The organism is Bradyrhizobium sp. UFLA05-153, from assembly GCF_054185185.1.
On sequence record NZ_JBBIAM010000035.1, the window covers coordinates 12,959 to 30,647 of the forward strand.

The following is a 17,689-nucleotide window of genomic DNA, read 5'->3' on the forward strand; positions in this document are numbered from 1 at the left end:
CGGTGCCGCAGCCCTCTCCTGGAAGGGTCTGTCGTTACGTGTGCAGACCGGTTTTACCCATGTTCAGAGGCCGGTTCGTGGGCCAGGGCCTCGTCAAATCATTCGCCGTGAGCTTTTGGTCGGGTGTCATCTCATCGTCAAGGGAAAAACGGTTTGCGCCGGAGAACGTTCCAACTTTTCCCGCAACCTGCCAAAGCGATGATCGCGGATCGCGCTCCGCTTTGAAGCTCGGCGTGACACGCCTGCTATTTTTTCCCGCCGCTGGAAGGCCGTTCAGTTGGGACGACCGAACTCAGTTCATCCCGACCGCCACCGCGATCCGGATCAGGTCAGAGTGGTTTTTCGCGCCAAGCTTCTGCTTCAACAGCGACGTGGTGTTGGCGACGGTCTTGTAGGAGATGCCGAGCGCTTCGGCGACCTCGACGATCTTGTCGCCGCGCCCTAACAGCCGCAGGATTTCCAATTCCCGCGGCGTCATCTGCGAGGCCGGGTTCGCCTTGATCGCCGCGCCGGAAAAGGTCACGGCCTCCGCGAGTTGCGGCGAGATGAAATTGTCGCCGGCCGCGACCTTGCGCACCGCCTTGACCAGGATCTTGATGTCGTCGCCCTTGGAGACATAGCCCTGTGCGCCCATCTCGACCGCCCGGACCACAAAAGCCGGATCGTCGTTGGTGCTGAGCATGATGATCTTGGCGTCCGGATCGTCCTTGCGGATACGGCGCATCAGCTCGAAGCCGGAGACGTCAGGCAGGCTGATGTCGATCAGGGTGACGTCGGGACGCTTGCTGACGAAGGCGCGGTGACCGGACTTTGCATCACTGGCCTCGTCGATCCGGATCGAGTGATCTGACGCGAACAGCGACCTGCAGCCGAATACGACGACCGGATGGTCGTCGACGATCAATATCCGCGTGGCCGGCTTGACGATGTCTTGCATTGTTCGTGCTCGCTTTCCCAAACAGATAAGCCAGCGGGAACAACTGGAAAGAGTGAAAATGCGACCTGCGTTAGAATTTAACTAAATGGGGAAGACCCTACGTGCATCTGGCTGCGCCCGTTTGCATATTTGGCGGCGCGGGGCCATTCCCCCGCTAGCAGGCAGAGCAGTCCATCGGATTCTGCCGCGCCGGCGCGCAGGTGGTCCGGGAAATCTTGCCATCGGCGCTGAAGCCGAAGCTGGCGCGGATGCGCAACGAGCCGGCAATCGAATATTCGAGCTCGACGCCCTGCGGCGCGGGGCTGATGTCCTCGAGCCCGAATCCGGCAGAGGAGAGTGCCCCAAGCCGCGATCCCCAATAAGCTTCGAGCTCGCTGCGGCCGTGGTAGAGATGCGTGCCCCCGCATTGGCATTCGAGGCTGGCATCATCGGTGTAGAGATCGATCAGCGACCTGAGGTCGCCCTTGCGACAGGCGTCCAGCCAGTCGACGACAATGCCCATCTGGTCGAAGTCACTCACGCGTCCATCCCGATCTGCTAACGCGAATTCGTTTCGCGGCTTTTGGCCACAGTCGCGAATGAACGCTGAATGGTAAAGCCCGGAAGATTCCGGGTTCCGCCGCGGAAACCGGTGGATCAGCTCCGCCGCCGTCCCCTCACCCATACGCCGAACGCGATCAGCACCGCGGCGGCGAGCGTGAACCAGGTGATGGCGTATTGCAGATGATCATCCTTCAGATGCACGTCGAGCGGTCCGGGACGCGGGATGCCGTTCTCGGGCGCAGGCTGTTCCAGATCGATGTAGAATGGTGCGACCGCGCCCCAGCCGAGCGCACTTGCCATCAGATGCTGATCGCGCACGAACCACAGCCGCTTGGTGCGATTCTCCGCAGGCGTGAGCCAGCCCGGCGCTTCCGGAAAACGCAAGTATCCGGTGAGCGCGACCGGCCCGCCGGTGACGAGCTTGGTTACAGCACGATCCTCGACGGACCGATCCTGCATCGTATTCTCGACGAAGCCGGCATCGATCACGATCATCTCGCCGGTCGGCAGCCGTGCCGGCAGGAAGGCCCAGGTGCCGGGACCGGCGGCATCCTTGCGCACGGCCGAGCCGGAGCTGTAGACCATGGCGTCTGGAAGCGGCGCGTAGGTGGCCGTGAAGCTCACGCGGCGAAACTCGTCATTGGCCGCGTTGAGCGTGCTCCACTGTAGAGGCGGCGGCAGCGCGACCGGCGGCGCTGCAAGCCGCTCGGTCAGCGCTGCGATCAATTCATGCTTGGCGACGCGGCGCTGCAATTGCCAGACACCGAGCGCGATGAAGGCTGCGATCATGGCGAGCGTGAACAGGCCAAAGCCCACCACGCCGCGGCGGCGCGTCGCGGTCCCGTTCATTTCGCGCGATCGACCAGCCGGCCCGGCGCCGCCTTGTGGTGGAATTGCAGCGCGATCAACAGAGACTTCATGGCGCGCAGCGGCAACAGCGTGGTGGCCAGGATCAGCGGCAGCCACAGCACCGCATGCAGCCAGAACGGCGGCTGGTATTTGACCTCGACGATCAGCGCGCAGGCCACCACGATAGCGCCGGCCAGCATGATGATGAAGATCGCCGGCCCGTCGCCGGAATCGATGAAGGCGTAATCGAGGCCACAGACCTCACACGACGGAGCGAGCGTGAGAAAGCCTGCATAGAGCTTGCCCCGTCCGCAGCGCGGGCATTTGCAGGCAAGTCCGCGCATCGCGCTCTGGAAAACGGTCGTGGGAGGATACTCGGTCATGCACTTTCCTTCGCCTCTCCCCACCTTAAGCAAAAGGGGCGGCCCTTGAGGCCGCCCCTTTGTATCACGATCGACGGGGCGTTAATGCGCGCCGTGGGCCATGGTCTCGGCGCCGCGACCCCAGACGTAGATGCAGATGAACAGGAACAGCCAGACCACGTCGACGAAGTGCCAGTACCAGGCGGCAAACTCGAAGCCGAGGTGCTGCTTCGGCGTGAAGTGACCGGCATAGGCGCGCGCCAGGCACACCAGCAGGAACACGGTGCCGACCAGCACGTGGAAACCGTGGAAGCCGGTCGCCATGAAGAAGGTCGCGCCGTAGATGTTGCCGGCAAAGGAGAACGCGGCGTGGCTGTACTCATAGGCCTGCACGCAGGTAAAGGTCGCGCCCAGGAGCACGGTAAGGATCAGACCGTACTTGAGGCCCTGGCGGTCGTTCTCCAGCAGCGCATGGTGCGCCCAGGTCGCGGTGGTGCCGGAGGTCAGGAGGATCAGCGTGTTGAGGAGCGGCAAGTGCCAGGGATCGAAGGTCTCGATGCCGTGCGGCGGCCAGGTGCCGGGCACGCTGCAGGCGCCGGCCGCGGTGCCCAGTCCGCAACCGAAGACTGCGTCACGGGTGGCCTGGATGGAGAAGTCGGGGAACAGCGCCGAGTTGAAGAAGGCCCAGAACCAGGCGACGAAGAACATCACCTCGGAGGCGATGAACAGGATCATGCCGTAGCGGTGGTGCAGCTGCACGACGCGGGTGTGGTCGCCCTTGTACTGGGCTTCCCTGATCACGTCGCCCCACCAGCTCGCCATGGTGTAGAGCACGCCGACGGTGCCGAAGCCGAAGATGATCGGCGCAGCCGCGAACATGTGGTGCATCCAGGCGATGGCGCCGAATGCCATGACGAAGGCCGAGACCGAGCCGACGGCCGGCCACGGAGACGGATCGACCAGGTGATAGTCGTGATGCTTGCCTTGCGCGGTCGCCATTTCCGTCTCTCTCCTTAGCCCGTGCCCGTCAGGCACTTATCCCCTTTAATTCCAATCCCCGGATCTGAGCCCGGCGATCAAAGATTGCCTTTGCGCTTGTCATCCTCGCCGGATGCGAGCGGCTTCACCGCCGGCTCGCGCACCGGATAGAACGTATAGGACAGCGTGATCGTGCCCAGCCCGTCATTGTCGTGATCGTCGATGATCGATGGATCGACATAGAACACCACGGGCATCTCCCGCTTCTCGCCGGGCGCCATGGTCTGCTCGGTGAAGCAGAAGCAGTTGATCTTCTGGAAATAGGACCCGACCGTCAGCGGCGCGACATTGTAGGCCGCTTGCCCCGCGGTGGTGCGCGCGGCCTGGTTGGTCACGGTGTAGTAGACGGTCGTGACCTGGCCGACATTGACCTCGATCTCGGTCTGCTCGGGCTCGAACTTCCAGGGCAGGCCCGGCGCGACGTTGGAATCGAAGCGCACCGCGATCTTGCGCGCGATCGGCCCGGTGGTAGGCGCGGAGGTCGCGACTTGAGTGGTGCCGTTGAAGCCGGTGGCGCGGCAGAACCAGTTGTAGAACGGCACGGCCGCGTAGGAGGCGCCGACCATCAGTGCGACCACGCCGCCACAGATCGAGGCGACCAGTGCGTCGCGGCCAAGACCGTTGAAAAGACCACGCCCCTTCGTGGCCCTTCGGCTCTCATCCCGCGATATGGTCGGCTTCTGATCCATCTTTCCTACAATGGCCGAACTAGCACCGCTGGTCCCTTGACCATGGTGACCGCGAAAAACAGCACCACGAGCACGCCGAGCGCGAGCGCGATCGCGATCGAGCGCTGACGGCGGCTCCTCTTCTGCGCCTCGGTGAGGACGATTCCATCTGGCTCGGGTTTGTCGGGCATGCCAGCGTCATGCGCCCCCTACCATCGGAGCAAGGGCGCGGAACACGACCTCGGCGAGCAGGGTCGCGAACAGCGCGAACAGATAAAGAATCGAGAAAGCAAACAATTTGCGCGTCGCCCGCAGCGACTGGCTGCGCTCGCGCCGCATATAGACGTTGCTGGCGAGCACCAGCATGCCGGCGCCGAGCACCAGCGAGGTGACGCCGTAGATCCAGTCGAAATAACCGAGCGCCCAGGGCGCCGCCGCCACCGCGATCAGGACGACGGTGTAGAGCAGGATCTGCAGCCGCGTCGCGTCGGGACCGGAGACGTTGGGCAGCATCGGGATGCCGGCACGGGCGTAATCGTCGGAGCGGAACAGCGCCAGCGCCCAGAAGTGCGGCGGAGTCCAGAAGAAGATGATGAGGAACAGGAGCAGCGGCTCGACGTCGACCGTGCCGGTCACTGCGGCCCAGGCGACCACCGGCGGCAGCGCGCCGGCGGCGCCGCCGATCACGATGTTCTGCGCGGTCCAGCGCTTCAACAGCATCGTGTAGATCACGACGTAGAAGAAGATGGTGAAGGCAAGCAGCGCGCCCGCGATCCAGTTGACGAGAATGCCGAGCGTCATCACCGAGAAGAAGGCGAGCGTCATGCCGAAGGTCATCGCCTCGGGCTTGGTGATGCGGCCGCGCGGGATTGGCCGGTTCGCGGTGCGCGACATCTTGGCGTCGATGTCGCCTTCCAGCGCCATGTTCAGCGCACCGGAGGCGCCGGCGCCGACCGCGATGCAGAGCAGCGAGGTGATCGCGAGCACGGGGTGGAAATGCCCGGGCGCCAGCATCAGCCCGACCAGCGCGGTGAAGATCACGAGCGACATCACCCGCGGCTTCAAGAGCGCGATGTAGTCGCCGACCTCCGCCTCGGAGATCCTGATATCGACAGCGTTCTGATCGAGGACCGACACTTAAACCTACTCGCTTCGTTATAGAGCCGCGGCGCCCGTAACAGGCGCCGCGGCGAAGGGTTGCTTACTGCACGCGGGGCAGCACTTCGAACTGGTGGAACGGCGGCGGCGAGGGCAGCGTCCACTCCAGCGTGGTTGCGCCGGCACCCCAGGGATTGTCGGCCGCCCGCTCCTTGCGGATGAAGGCGTCGAACACGCAGTAGAGGAAGATCAGCACGCCGAAGCCGGAGATGTAGGAGCCGATCGAGGAGATCAGGTTCCAGCCCGCGAACGCGTCGGGATAGTCGACATAGCGGCGCGGCATGCCCGACAGGCCGAGGAAGTGCTGCGGGAAGAACACCAGATTGACGCCGATGAAGGTGACCCAGAAGTGTGCCTTGGCGAGCGTCTCGTTGTACATGTAGCCCGTCATCTTCGGGAACCAGTAGTACCAGCCGGCGAAGATCGCGAACACCGCGCCGAGCGACAGCACATAGTGGAAGTGCGCGACGACGTAGTAGGTCTCCTGGAGCACGCGGTCGACGCCGGCATTCGCCAGCACGACGCCGGTGACGCCGCCGACCGTGAACAGGAAGATGAAGCCCACCGCCCAGATCATCGGCGCGCGGAACTCGATCGAGCCGCCCCACATCGTGGCGATCCACGAGAAGATCTTCACGCCCGTGGGCACCGCGATCACCATGGTCGCGGCGACGAAATAGGCCTGCGTCGCCGAGGACATGCCGACCGTGTACATGTGGTGCGCCCACACCACGAAGCCGATGCCGCCGATCGCGACCATGGCGTAGGCCATGCCGAGATAGCCGAACACGGGCTTGCGCGAGAAGGTCGACACGATCTGGCTGACCATGCCGAAGCCGGGCAGGATCAGGATGTACACCTCGGGGTGGCCGAAGAACCAGAACAGGTGCTGGAACAGCACGGGGTCGCCGCCGCCGTCCGGCGAGAAGAAGGTGGTGCCGAAGTTGCGGTCGGTGAGCAGCATGGTGATCGCGCCGGCGAGCACCGGCAGCGACAGCAGCAGCAGGAACACCGTCACCAGGATCGACCAGACGAACAGCGGCATCTTGTGCAGGGTCATGCCCGGTGCGCGCATGTTGAAGATCGTGGTGATGAAGTTGATCGCGCCCAGGATCGAGGAGGCACCGGCAAGGTGCAGCGACAGGATCGCGAAATCGACGGCCGGGCCCGGATGACCCGTGGTCGACAGCGGCGCGTAGATGGTCCAGCCCGCACCGACGCCGTTGGCGCCCGGCTCGCCCTCGACGAAGGTCGAGCAGAGCAGCAGCGCGAAGGAGGCCGGCAGCAGCCAGAACGAGATGTTGTTCATGCGCGGGAACGCCATGTCCGGCGCACCGATCATCAGCGGCACGAACCAGTTACCGAAGCCGCCGATCATCGCGGGCATGACCATGAAGAAGATCATGATCAGGCCGTGGCTGGTCACGAACACATTGTAGGTGTGGGTCTCGTGGAAGATCTGCACGCCCGGATACATCAGCTCGGCGCGGATCGCGATCGACATCGCCGCACCGATGATGCCCGCGATGACCGCGAAGATTAGGTACATCGTGCCGATGTCCTTGTGGTTGGTCGAATAGACGTAGCGCCGCCATCCGGTCGGATGGCCGTGATCGTCGTGTGCGTGGTCTTGGGCGTGATCGCCGTGTGTCGCTGCACTCGTTGCCATTTTCAAATCCTGCCTTGCGTCCCGTTCGGACCCCGAGAGGTCCCGCCCTTTCGTCCCCTGAACCGGCGCTTACTGCGCCGGGCCGGCCGCGGAGGCGTAAGTGCTCGTGCCACCGCTCGCAAATTTCTTCTTCGCCGTATCAACCCAGGAGGCGAATTCCTGGTCGCTGACCACGCGAATCGCGATCGGCATGAAGGCATGGTCCTTGCCGCAGAGCTCCGAGCACTGGCCGTAATACATGCCGGTCTTGGTCGCCTTGAACCAGGTCTCGTTCAGGCGGCCCGGAATCGCGTCGATCTTGACGCCGAAGGCCGGCAACGCGAAGGCGTGGATGACGTCGGCGCCGGTGGTCTGGACGCGAATCACCTTGTTGACCGGCACCACCATCTCGTTGTCGACGCCGAGCAGGCGGGGCTGCTTGTCCTGCGCCATCAGCGAGTCGAACTCGAACTTGCCGTTGTCCGGATAGGCGTAGGACCAGTACCACTGCTTGCCGGTGGCCTTGATGGTGAGGTCCGCCTTCGGCACGTCGAGCTCGAGGAACAGGAGGCGGAACGACGGCACCGCAATGCCGACCAGGATCAGCACCGGCACCAGCGTCCAGAGCACCTCGATCAGCGTGTTGTGGGTGGTCCGCGACGGCACCGGATTGGCTCTCGCGTTGAACTTCACGACCACGATCACCAGCAGCGCAAGCACGAACAGCGTGATCACGGTGATGAGCACGAACAGGAAATTGTGGAACCAGACGATGTTGTCCATCACCGGGGAACCGGATTGCTGGAGTGTCCACTCCCACGGCGCCGGCTGACCCAGCTCGGCAAATGCCGCGCCACCAGTGGCCAGCGTCAGGCCAGCTACGGCCAATCCCAGCAAGTGCCGGCCCATCCGGCCCATCGACATCCTCATGCCGCTCGCGCTCCCCTTACGAAATCACCCCAATGCGCTCCCCTATTTTTGGGGAACGCTTATTCGATCCGCCCGTCCGACAAACCGCCGCGCAAGAATACCTCTAAGAGGAATTGGGGCCAGATCGCTAGAACGCCGAAATCAAGCCTCTCAAACCATAATTCTTGATGTATCGCAATGCAGTCTTGAGCCCGGTCTGCCAGCCATCACACGCAAGATATTTCAGACAAAATGAGCGGTCCCGGGAGTGTCGCGGCTTGACAGCAGGATTGCCCGCTGTAGGCACTGATCGGCCGCCCCCGCAGGAGCCTGATTCGCGCGGGAAAAGGCGACCGGCGCGGCGCGAGATTTGCTTGTTGGTTGCTTGGGATCCGCCTTCAAGCCGCCGTCATTTCCGTACCTGAGTGAAAGCGAAGCCGCCCAAGCAGGTTGCGAACAGAGGGATCGACCCCGATGGGGCTTTCGACACGCATGGCGAAACCCGCTCCTTACCGCCATTTTGGCACGCTGGCCTGTTTTCTGGTGGCCGCCGTCCTCCTCCTGCCGGGCCTTGCGCATGCGCAAGGCGCGGTGCGCTCGGTCCATGGTGACTGGCAGATCCGCTGCGACACCCCGCCGGGGGCCCAGGCCGAGCAATGCGCCCTGATCCAGAGCGTTGTCGCCGAGGACCGCTCCAATGCCGGCCTGACCGTGATCGTGCTGAAGACCGCCGACCAGAAGAGCCGCCTGATGCGGGTGGTCGCGCCGCTCGGCGTGCTGCTGCCCTCCGGCCTCGGGCTGAAGCTCGACAACCAGGACGTCGGCCGCGCCGGCTTTGTCCGCTGCCTGCCAAACGGCTGCGTCGCCGAGGTCGTCCTGGAGGACAAGCTGCTCGGCCAACTCCGTTCAGCCAAGACCGCGACCTTCATCATCTTCGAAACCCCCGAGGAAGGCATCGGCTTCCCGCTCAGCTTGAACGGGCTCGGCGAGGGCTATGACAAGTTGCCGTAGGGCGATGCCAGTCCCGACATCCTGAGGTGCGAGCCGCAAGGCTCGCCTCGAAGGATGAACGGCAGAATGGCCGGCCGGGCCGTCGCCCTTCGAGCCCTCCGCTACGCTCCAGCACCTCCAGCGACAATGGCTTCGCCATTGCGCGGTGGTGACGGTGATGGAGTGGACCCTAGCCACTCGAGTCATTGCGAGGAGCTCTTGCGACGAAGCAATCCAGAGTCTTTCCGCGGATTGCAGTCTGGATTGCTTCGCTGCGCTCGCAATGACGGGAGTGTGGGCCGCTCGCCCGCACCTCACGCCCTGTCGACGCGATAAAGCTCCGTCTCGCACCAGGTGCAGCGGTAGATGCGGCCGGCACTGGCGACAGCCATTCCGGCCGCCTTCTGTCGGCACTTGGCGCAGACGACGCCGCCCGCCGTCGCTGAGCCTGGATGGGCCGCGACGTACTGTTCGCGCGTGGGGTAGGATTTCCAGCCACGGCGGTAGATGAGCTGGTTGACGAACAGGACCAGAGCCAGCACGGCAAAGCCGATGATCAGGCCGTGATACTGATCCCAGAATGCAAGCAGGGAATTCCACATGCTTTGGCCGCCGGTTCACACAGGTGTGCGCCCGTATAGGCTGAAAACCTTGAAAACCGGCTTAAGACGAGGCCAATCGAAAGGCTGGCCGGGTGCGATCCCGACCATGTCGTTTCAGTAATGTGACGGCCCGCCCCCCTCGCCGAACGCTTTTGAAACCATTATCTTGCCCCACATCTCCCGATAATGGATCGCCGATGACCAACCCTGCCACGACCTCCCTGCTCGACCGCGCCAATCTCGATCGCGACCAGGTTCGCCACGAAGTCGCGCGCGGGCTTTCGGGCGCCGACGACGGCGAATTGTTCCTGGAATACAGCCAGACCGAAGCGCTGATGTTCGACAATGGGCGGCTGAAGCAGGCGACCTATGACACCTCGCAGGGCTTTGGCCTGCGCGCCGTGAAAGACGACGCGGTCGGCTACGCGCATTCCTCCGACGTGTCGCTGCCGGCGCTGATCCGCGCGGCCGATGCGGTCGCAGCAGTCCGCGGCGGCTATTCGGGAAGCTTTGCCGCGCCGCCGCCGCATACCAATGTGCGGCTCTATGCCGACGACAATCCGCTGGATGCGCCGGGTTTTGAAGCCAAGGTCAAGCTGCTCGCGGAGATCGACGCGTATTTGCGCGACAAGGATCCGCGCGTGCGGCAGGTCAGCGTGAGTATAGGGGCGACCTGGCAGGTGGTTGAAATCCTCCGCCCCGATGGCGAGAGCTATCGCGACATCCGCCCGTTGGTGCGCGTGAACATTTCCGTTGTCGCCGGCCAGGGCGATCGTCAGGAAAGCGGCAGCAAGGGCTATGGCGGCCGTGCCGGCTATGCCGAATTCATCGAGACCAGGAACTGGCGCGACGCAGCTGACGGCGCGCTGCGCGAGGCGCTGGTGAATCTGGAATCCGTGCCGGCGCCCGCCGGCGAGATGGACGTGGTGCTTGGCGCCGGCTGGCCCGGCGTCATGTTGCATGAGGCGGTCGGCCATGGCCTGGAGGGCGACTTCAACCGCAAGAAGACCTCGGCGTTTGCAGGGCTGATGGGCCAGCAGGTGGCGGCCAAGGGCGTCACCGTGGTCGACGACGGCACCATTGCCTCACGGCGCGGCTCGCTGTCGATCGACGACGAGGGCACGCCGACCAACCGCACGGTGCTGATCGATGACGGCATCCTGGTCGGCTATATGCAGGACCGCCAGAACGCGCGCCTGATGAACATGAAACCGACCGGCAACGGTCGCCGGCAGGGCTACGCCCATGTGCCGATGCCGCGCATGACCAACACCTACATGCTCGCGGGCGACCGCGAGCCGGGCGAGATCCTCGCCTCGGTGAAGAACGGCGTCTTCGCCGCGAATTTCGGCGGCGGCCAGGTCGACATCACCTCGGGCAAATACGTCTTCCAGTGCACCGAGGCCTACAAGATCGAGAACGGCAAGATCGGCGCGCCGCTGAAGGGCGCCATGCTGATCGGCAACGGGCCGACCGACCTGCATCGCATCCGCGCAATCGGCAACGATCTCGCGCTCGATACCGGCATCGGTACCTGCGGCAAGAACGGCCAGGGCGTGCCGGTCGGCGTCGGCCAGCCGACGCTTCTGATGGAACGGATTACGGTGGGTGGTACGGGCGCATGAGCGTTGAGAAAATGACTGCAACAACCAAGCCCAAGAGCAGCGGCAAGAGCGGCGGCAAGAACAGCGGCAAGAGCGGCACCTGGCGCGGACAGCTCGTGCAGCTTGCCGGCATCGTCGCCGCCGTGTTCATCGCCAAGGGTGCGCTGGCCGAGCCATTCTACGTGCCGTCGGGCTCGATGGAGCCGACCTTGCTGATCGGCGACGCGCTGCTCGCCTCGAAATTCCCCTATGGCTACGGCACCTCGTCGTTGCCGATCCAGATCAACCTGCCGGAAACCGGCCGCGTCTTCGCCGAGACGCCGAAGCTCGGCGACGTCGTCGTGTTCCGCTGGCCCGGCGACCGCTCGCAGGCCTGGGTCAAGCGCGTGGTCGGTCTGCCCGGCGACCGCATCCAGATGCGGCAGGGCCAGCTCTTCATCAACGACCGTCCTGCGGAGCTGAAGCCCGATGGCGTCGGCCAGGCTGAGGACGACAACGGCGGCAACGAGCCCGCCTATCGCTATGTCGAGACGCTGCCGAATGGCGTCTCGCATCTCATTTTCAAGATGCGCGACAACGGCCCGCTCGACAACACGCCGGAAGTGACGGTGCCGGCCGGGCATCTCTTCGTGCTCGGCGACAACAGGGACAACTCCGCCGACAGCCGCGTGTCGCTGCGCTCCGGCGGCGTCGGGCTGTTGCCGATCGACAATCTCGTCGGCCGCGCCGACGCAGTACTCGGCTCCTGGGATCTCGGCATGCGCAGCCAGCCGATGTGGACCTGGCTCTCGGGCTTCCGGATGGCCCGGTTCTTCACCGCGGTGAAGTGAGGCACGGAGCCGGAAGATCGTAGGCTGGGCACAGCGAAAGCGTGCCCGCCACTTCTGTCGCAATCCTGGAGAGATGGTGGGCACGACGCGCGAAGTGCGCGCCTTTGCCCACTCTACGATTCCCGATGACCCGCGACGAATTCCTCGCATTGGCGCTGCGCAATCCCGTCAACGTCGCGATCACCGACGCGCTCGCGCAGCTTGCGCTGCCGGATGCCTGGCTGGTGTCGGGATGCCTGGTGCAGACGGCGTGGAACGTGATCACGGGCCGCGCGATCGATCACGGCATCGCCGACTACGACGTGTTCTATTTCGACCCTGACACCTCGTGGGAAGCGGAAGACGCGGTGATCCGCAAGCTGGACGCCAGCCTTGCGCATCTCGGCGCGAAGATCGAAGCGCGCAACCAGGCGCGCGTGCATCTGTGGTACCCCGACAAGCACGGCCTGCCCTATCCGCCGCTGACCTGTTCGACCGACGGCATCGACCGTTTCCTGACGCAGAACACACAGATCGGCATCCGGCGTGCAGGCGATCGCTACGACGTCTATGCGCCGCACGGGTTCGACGACGTCGCGGGGTTGATCGCGCGTCCCAATCCGGGCGCGAATTTCTCCGCGACGAACTACGCGGCGAAAACTCAGCGATGGAAATCGCTATGGCCGGAGATCGCGATCATTGCGGCGGAGTAGGTCTCGTGTCCGGACGCGGCGCGGCACGCAGTGACGCGACGCAGAGCCGGGACCCAGCGACGTGGGCCCCGGTTCAGCAGCGCATCACTGCGTGCTGCACTGCGCCCGGGGCGCGAGAGTATCCCTACCTGACCACGCCCGACGTAAACCCCGCCTTCCTGCGTGGCGGCTTGATTTCCTTCTTCAGGAAGCATTTCGCGGCGCGCCCGGTATAACCGGGGCGCGCGAAGGTGAAGGCGCGGCACTTGTTGTCGGCGACGCAGGCGGCCTTGCAGGCGTCCTCGCCTTCGTCGACCTTCAGTTCGAAATTGCGCAGGTCCCCGCCGGGACGATCGATCGACGTCTCGACACCCTCGACGCGCGGCTCGATCACGCCCGCGCCGCGGACGCCGGAGATGCAGCAATTCGCCGGGCTGCGCGGCGGCACGGTGTTCTTCAGCCAGCACACCGCAGGCGCGCCCTCGACGTCGGGATAGCTGAAGCTCCAGGATCGGCAGCGCCGGTCGCGCTCGCACAGCAGCGCGCAGTCCTCGGGATCGCCTGACGCAACGGGCGTGTTGAAATAGTCGCCGCCGGGCCGGTCGAATGCGGTCTGGGCACTCGCCGGCACGATGGTAGGCAGGACTGCCAGCAGCATGACCCACGCCATACCCTGTGCCACGACCCTCGTCACGGCTCTTGCCATGACCTTTGCCATCAAGGCCCCTGGCAGGCGGCCTTTCCCCATTAGAACAGCTTTCGAGTTATTGAACGCGCTTGGATTTTTCAGCCGGTCATTTGATCGCCGCAAACCTGTACGGGCGATGAACGGCGGCGCGCCGCTCGTCCGGCTGAACTAGAACGCGTAGTCCTCGTAGGCCGGTTCCACGGATTCCTTCCAGGCGCCGTGAAATTTCTCCAGCATCTCCTCGGCCGGGGTCCGTCCGCAATCGATGATGCGGTCCAGTGGCTCCAGATGGCGGGTCTCATCCCGGCCGAGCTGGTCGATCCGGCCACGGCGGCGCAGGCCGGCATGGGCCAGCACCAGGCATTCCTTGGCAATCTCGAAGAGATAGCGGTCCTTGATCCGGGCCTTGAAGCCGAAGCGCGGCACATCGTCGCGCAGCGCCTGGCGCTCATGCGCGCTCCAGTGCTTCACCAGATCCCAGGCGGCATCGAGCGAGACGTTGTCATAGAGCAGCCCGACCCAGAACGCCGACAGCGCCGGCAGCCGGCCCCACGGACCCCCGTCGGAGCCGCGCATCTCGAGGTAACGCTTCAGCCGCACCTCCGGGAAGATGGTCGAGAGATGATTGGCCCAGTCCGACAGCGTCGGCCGCTCGCCGGGAAGGTTGTTGTTGCGGCCGTCGAAGAAGGCGCGGAAGGAGGAGCCCGAGACGTCGATGTAGTCCTCGCCGCGCTTGACGAAATACATGGGCACGTCGAGCGCATAGTCGACATAGCGCTCAAAGCCCATGCCGTCCTCGAACGCGAAAGGCAGCATGCCGGAGCGTGCATTGTCGGTGTCGCGCCAGATTTCCGAGCGGAAGGACAGGAAGCCGTTGGGCTTGCCTTCGGTGAACGGCGAATTGGCAAACAGGGCAGTTGCGACCGGCTGAAGCGCAAGCGAGACGCGGAGCTTCTTGACCATGTCCGCTTCGGAGGAGAAGTCGAGATTGGTCTGCACCGTGCAGGTGCGGTACATCATGTCGAGGCCGTATTTGCCGACCTTCGGCATGTAGTTGGTCATGATCTTGTAGCGGCCTTTCGGCATCACCGGAATGTCGGCGCGCGACCAGGACGGCGTCATGCCAAGGCCAAGGAAGCCGATGCCGAGCGGGGTCGCGATCTCCCGCACCTGCGCCAGATGCGCCATCAGCTCGCTCTGCGTCTGGTGCACGGTCTCGACCGGCGCGCCGGACAATTCGAACTGCCCGCCGGGTTCGAGCGAGATCGCGCCGCCGCCGGTAACGTCGTAGAGGCCGATGATGTTGCCCTTCTCCATGATCGGCTCCCAGCCGAGCAGGAGCTTCATGCCTTCGAGCAGCGCGCCGATGCCGCGCGCACCCTCGTAAGGAACCGGGCGGCGGCCTTCGAGCGTGAACGGCGTCTTCTCATGCTCGGTGCCGATGCGGAAGTCGTCGAGCGGCTTGCAGCCGGCCTCGAACCACGCGACGAGCTCGTCGCGTGACTGCAGCGGCGTCATATCGATCTGGTCTCGCGCCATATCAAACTCTAATCAAAAGCGCTTCGACCGAACGCGCGGGTGACAGGGATGGTCCGCGAACCAACCGGTTGCGCGGACATGTTGGTTTGCTGCGGAGTCATCGCAACGGTGTGCTTTCGTTGGCGACCGGCAGCTTCATCTCGCCGCAGGAGCAACCGAGACGGTCGAGCAGACCGCTGAGCTTGACGGCATCCGCATCGGACAGTTTTGAGCCGACATACTTCTCGATTGCGGCGGAATAGGCTCCCCACATCCGCTTCTGCAACTCGCGACCGGCTTCGGTGATCTCGACGAACTGGCCGCGCTTGTCGATCTTGCATTCGCGGCGCACGGCGAGGCCCTCGTCGACCAGGCGGTCGATCAACCGCGAGGTCGAATATTGCGGGATCAGCATCTGGCGCTCGAGCTCCACGGGGCGCAGCTCGCCCGACGGCGCGCGCGACAGCTCGAGAAGCGCATCATACCAGGCGAGCGGCGGGAAACCGGCCTTCTTCAGGTCCTGCTCCACGCAGTCGAGCACGCGGCTCTGCACCCGCATCAGGCGGATCCAGGCGGACGTCGCCTCGGTCGATGGTCTGCGTTTCATGGTCCCGCTCAAGTGTGTAGCCTGTTCTTAGCGCACTTGATGCACCTGCATCAATCTTGACTATTCCATGCAGATGCATGTAGGCGTTCTTTCGCCCCAACCAACCATCGGCAGGAGAAAATTCCATGAAGCTCTATTACTCGCCGGGAGCGTGCTCGTTGTCCCCCCACATCGCCCTCCTGGAAGCCGACCTGCCCTACGAACTCGTCAAGGTCGATATCCGCGCCAAGAAGCTCGAAAACGGTGAGGATTATCTGAAGGTCAACCCGAAGGGCCAAGTGCCGGCGCTTAGCCTCGATAGCGGTGAGATCGTGACCGAAGGCCCAGTCATTGTCCAGATGATCGCCGATCAGGCCTCGGCCAAAAGCCTGGCGCCTGCACGCGACAGTTCCGAGCGCTACAAGCTGCTGGAGTGGCTGAACTTCCTCACCTCGGAGGTACACAAGAGCTTTGGCCCGCAGTTCTCGCCGGTGCTGGCCGACGATGCCAAGGCCTTCTTCAAGGACCGCGTGATGGGCAAGCTGAAATATATCGACGGTGAGCTCGCCGGACGCGACTACCTCATGGGCAAGCAGTTCACGGTCGCCGACGGCTATCTCTTCACCATGCTGACCTGGGCCGAGCGGATGAAGTTCGACCTCTCGGCGATGCCGAACCTCCTCGCCTACAAGGCCCGCGTCGCCGCGCGGCCGAAGGTGCAGGAAGCACTGAAGCGCGAAGGGCTCGCGCAGGCGGCGTGAGACCGTCGATCGAGGTTCAGTGACAAGGAGCCGGATCAGTGATCCGGCTCTTCTTTTTTGTTCGTTGGATTGCTCGTTTGCAGGCGAGCCGCGTCGGGAGCAATTGAACAGCATTGTCGCAGTTAATAATAACCGGCCTTGTGAACGGCGTGCGTAACACCATTGTTGCGTGAGCGACCGGGTTGGCCAACTATCGATTGCAGGGGGCGTTGGTGAAGTGGAATTGGAACTGTGACCGTTGCCGTCACCCTCCTGCTTGCGAGCCTGGTCGTCGGACTGGCGACAGGTCTGTTGTTCCGGGTCTGGGCGCTGGCGCTGGCTTCGCCGTTGGTCGCGGTCGTGTCCGCGATCGCTCTTCAGTCCGCGGGCTTTGAGTTTTTCGCCGGTGTGTCCGTGATCGTCGGGTGCCTCGTCGTCAGCCAGCTCGCCTATCTGCTGGCGACGTTCCACCTGCACCGGGGGAAACACTCAATGGAGGACGAAGTCGACGGCCTTCCAGGCAAACACCGCCAGAAGAATATCCGCGACCAGTACGAGTAGCGTCAATCCCGCCCAGGACGGAACCTTGCGGCGCTGACGCAAGGACTTTCGGCGCGTCAGCAGGCCACTCACAAAGGACAGGGGCGTGAATTGGAGCGCGATGCCGGCCGCACTCTTTTGGGACACCAGTGAGTTCATTGGGGGACACCTTCATTGCTGATCGTCGCCTTACCGGCTTGCTGGTGGGAACGGTAGCAAGAGCGGTGCCAGTACGCCGTGGGCGTGGCGTCCCTGCGGACGCGGCGCGGCCGGAGTGTGTCATCGCGGATGCGTGATGGCACCTGACGCGGGGTGCCAGGCAGCAGTTGCACGCAAAAATCGCATCGATGCCGCGAACTGCATGATCCGTCGCAGCGACCAAGGGCTGAACATCCTCACGCGAGAATATCCACTGATGAACCTGATCGTATTCATGACGTCCTCCGGGACGTACCTCGCCATGCTGCTACTGTCGCAACCTGTCGCGCCGCAACGCGACTGTGTCTTCACGCTTCACCCGGGGATGACCAGCGCCGCGTTCGAGAGCAGAGAGGGCCAGATCGTGTTTCCCGATCGGCCCACCGAATATCGCTGCACATACACCGAACGGAAGGACGGCGCGGAGATCGCGTTCACCAACCAGAACGACTGGCATTTCGAGGTGCGCGTTGCGCGCGGCAACAAGGGCAGCTGGACCGCCAGCAAGGGCGATGAACGCGTCTCCGGTCATGCGCTCTATCCGGAAGACTGCCTGGAATGAACGCGCAGGTCGAAAACCAAAAAAAGGCCGGATCGGTGATCCGGCCTT

General features: G+C 64.0%; 21 protein-coding genes. 7 read left to right on the forward strand and 14 right to left on the reverse strand.

Going from position 1 to position 17,689, the window contains the following annotated elements:
- Window positions 1-292: 292 nt before the first annotated feature.
- The 10 genes from Q2941_RS21530 to coxB all read right to left on the reverse strand — a co-directional run bounded on the left by Q2941_RS21530 (window position 293) and on the right by coxB (window position 8,133).
- Window positions 293-937, reverse strand: coding sequence for a response regulator transcription factor (locus tag Q2941_RS21530; RefSeq protein ID WP_027521432.1), 645 nt, complete (start codon window positions 935-937; stop codon window positions 293-295).
- 154 nt (window positions 938-1,091) lie between these two features.
- On the reverse strand, window positions 1,092-1,457 hold the full coding sequence (locus tag Q2941_RS21535) for a nuclear transport factor 2 family protein (RefSeq protein WP_027521433.1): 366 nt from the start codon (window positions 1,455-1,457) through the stop codon (window positions 1,092-1,094).
- A gap of 116 nt (window positions 1,458-1,573) precedes the next feature.
- Window positions 1,574-2,329, reverse strand: a complete 756-nt coding sequence (locus Q2941_RS21540) for an SURF1 family protein (RefSeq protein WP_027521434.1) — start codon at window positions 2,327-2,329, stop codon at window positions 1,574-1,576.
- Complete coding sequence (locus Q2941_RS21545; RefSeq protein ID WP_027521435.1) at window positions 2,326-2,712, reverse strand: DUF983 domain-containing protein; 387 nt, start codon at window positions 2,710-2,712, stop codon at window positions 2,326-2,328. The genes Q2941_RS21540 and Q2941_RS21545 overlap by 4 nt, the downstream gene beginning before the upstream one ends.
- A gap of 81 nt (window positions 2,713-2,793) precedes the next feature.
- Window positions 2,794-3,690, reverse strand: coding sequence for a cytochrome c oxidase subunit 3 (locus tag Q2941_RS21550; RefSeq protein ID WP_027521436.1), 897 nt, complete (start codon window positions 3,688-3,690; stop codon window positions 2,794-2,796).
- 77 nt (window positions 3,691-3,767) lie between these two features.
- On the reverse strand, window positions 3,768-4,418 hold the full coding sequence (locus tag Q2941_RS21555) for a cytochrome c oxidase assembly protein (RefSeq protein ID WP_254109242.1): 651 nt from the start codon (window positions 4,416-4,418) through the stop codon (window positions 3,768-3,770).
- 5 nt (window positions 4,419-4,423) lie between these two features.
- The gene (locus Q2941_RS21560) at window positions 4,424-4,588 is read right to left on the reverse strand and encodes a hypothetical protein (protein ID WP_027521438.1); all 165 of its coding nucleotides are present in this window, start codon (window positions 4,586-4,588) and stop codon (window positions 4,424-4,426) included.
- 7 nt (window positions 4,589-4,595) lie between these two features.
- Window positions 4,596-5,534: a heme o synthase gene (locus tag Q2941_RS21565; RefSeq protein WP_254109243.1), complete on the reverse strand. Its 939-nt coding sequence runs from the start codon at window positions 5,532-5,534 to the stop codon at window positions 4,596-4,598.
- 64 nt (window positions 5,535-5,598) lie between these two features.
- Window positions 5,599-7,224 carry a cytochrome c oxidase subunit I gene (ctaD, locus tag Q2941_RS21570; RefSeq protein WP_254109244.1) on the reverse strand — a complete coding sequence of 542 codons (1,626 nt, stop codon included), beginning with the start codon at window positions 7,222-7,224 and terminating at the stop codon, window positions 5,599-5,601.
- A 69-nt stretch (window positions 7,225-7,293) separates the two neighbouring features.
- A complete protein-coding gene (gene coxB / locus Q2941_RS21575) occupies window positions 7,294-8,133 on the reverse strand; it encodes a cytochrome c oxidase subunit II (RefSeq protein WP_027521441.1) in 840 nt (279 codons plus the stop codon).
- A 453-nt stretch (window positions 8,134-8,586) separates the two neighbouring features.
- Between coxB and Q2941_RS21580 the strand changes: the two genes are divergently transcribed.
- Entirely contained in the window at window positions 8,587-9,123 is a 537-nt protein-coding gene (locus tag Q2941_RS21580; RefSeq protein ID WP_027521442.1) for an invasion associated locus B family protein, read from the forward strand.
- A 293-nt stretch (window positions 9,124-9,416) separates the two neighbouring features.
- Here Q2941_RS21580 and Q2941_RS21585 read toward each other — a convergent pair whose 3' ends face one another.
- A complete protein-coding gene (locus Q2941_RS21585) occupies window positions 9,417-9,704 on the reverse strand; it encodes a hypothetical protein (RefSeq protein ID WP_458193655.1) in 288 nt (95 codons plus the stop codon).
- A 197-nt stretch (window positions 9,705-9,901) separates the two neighbouring features.
- On the opposite strand from Q2941_RS21585, the gene tldD reads away from it, so the two are divergent.
- The 3 genes from tldD (at window position 9,902) to Q2941_RS21600 (ending at window position 12,830) form a co-directional block, all read left to right on the forward strand.
- The gene (gene tldD / locus Q2941_RS21590; RefSeq protein ID WP_027521444.1) at window positions 9,902-11,329 is read left to right on the forward strand and encodes a metalloprotease TldD; all 1,428 of its coding nucleotides are present in this window, start codon (window positions 9,902-9,904) and stop codon (window positions 11,327-11,329) included.
- Window positions 11,326-12,138 carry a signal peptidase I gene (lepB, locus tag Q2941_RS21595; RefSeq protein WP_027521445.1) on the forward strand — a complete coding sequence of 271 codons (813 nt, stop codon included), beginning with the start codon at window positions 11,326-11,328 and terminating at the stop codon, window positions 12,136-12,138. Before tldD ends, lepB begins: the two co-directional genes overlap by 4 nt.
- A 125-nt stretch (window positions 12,139-12,263) precedes the next feature.
- Window positions 12,264-12,830, forward strand: coding sequence for a nucleotidyltransferase family protein (locus Q2941_RS21600; protein WP_458193656.1), 567 nt, complete (start codon window positions 12,264-12,266; stop codon window positions 12,828-12,830).
- A gap of 124 nt (window positions 12,831-12,954) precedes the next feature.
- Here Q2941_RS21600 and Q2941_RS21605 read toward each other — a convergent pair whose 3' ends face one another.
- From Q2941_RS21605 to Q2941_RS21615, 3 genes are all read right to left on the reverse strand, one after another.
- Window positions 12,955-13,557 carry a PAN domain-containing protein gene (locus Q2941_RS21605; protein WP_254109248.1) on the reverse strand — a complete coding sequence of 201 codons (603 nt, stop codon included), beginning with the start codon at window positions 13,555-13,557 and terminating at the stop codon, window positions 12,955-12,957.
- A gap of 108 nt (window positions 13,558-13,665) precedes the next feature.
- The gene (locus Q2941_RS21610) at window positions 13,666-15,036 is read right to left on the reverse strand and encodes a glutamate--cysteine ligase (protein WP_027521448.1); all 1,371 of its coding nucleotides are present in this window, start codon (window positions 15,034-15,036) and stop codon (window positions 13,666-13,668) included.
- A 97-nt stretch (window positions 15,037-15,133) separates the two neighbouring features.
- Window positions 15,134-15,622, reverse strand: coding sequence for a MarR family winged helix-turn-helix transcriptional regulator (locus Q2941_RS21615; protein ID WP_027521449.1), 489 nt, complete (start codon window positions 15,620-15,622; stop codon window positions 15,134-15,136).
- Between the two features lie 125 nt (window positions 15,623-15,747).
- Between Q2941_RS21615 and gstA the strand changes: the two genes are divergently transcribed.
- The 3 genes from gstA to Q2941_RS21630 all read left to right on the forward strand — a co-directional run bounded on the left by gstA (window position 15,748) and on the right by Q2941_RS21630 (window position 17,641).
- Window positions 15,748-16,362, forward strand: coding sequence for a glutathione transferase GstA (gene gstA, locus Q2941_RS21620; protein ID WP_458193657.1), 615 nt, complete (start codon window positions 15,748-15,750; stop codon window positions 16,360-16,362).
- A 231-nt stretch (window positions 16,363-16,593) separates the two neighbouring features.
- A complete protein-coding gene (locus Q2941_RS21625; protein ID WP_458193658.1) occupies window positions 16,594-16,902 on the forward strand; it encodes a hypothetical protein in 309 nt (102 codons plus the stop codon).
- 394 nt (window positions 16,903-17,296) lie between these two features.
- On the forward strand, window positions 17,297-17,641 hold the full coding sequence (locus tag Q2941_RS21630; protein WP_458193659.1) for a hypothetical protein: 345 nt from the start codon (window positions 17,297-17,299) through the stop codon (window positions 17,639-17,641).
- Window positions 17,642-17,689 lie beyond the last annotated feature (48 nt).